Genomic DNA, 221 nt, shown 5'->3' with positions numbered 1-221 from the left:
CTCTCTCGGTTCAGCTGGCTTACGGCATCGATCTCATCAGCGAGCACATCAAGCTTGTCATCGGCGACGAATGGAATTTGCGCAGACGGCATTCGAATGTCGCAGCATGGCGGGCTCTACTTCCTGATCGCGATGGCATCCTCGATTGGATCGACGGAGACGGTCGCGCGGCTGCTATACCAGGTGTCACCGAGGTTAAGTTGTACGCAAAACCCAAGACG

The 221-nt window shown here is 56.1% G+C and carries 1 pseudogene; it reads left to right on the top strand.

The window, feature by feature from the left end:
- Positions 1 to 221: pseudogene (locus EOA49_RS32445) on the top strand (hypothetical protein); the annotation flags it as partial.

The sequence above is a fragment of the Mesorhizobium sp. M1A.F.Ca.IN.020.04.1.1 genome, from assembly GCF_003997315.1.
Lineage (GTDB): Bacteria > Pseudomonadota > Alphaproteobacteria > Rhizobiales > Rhizobiaceae > Mesorhizobium.
This window is presented reverse-complemented; position numbering and strand designations above follow the sequence as displayed.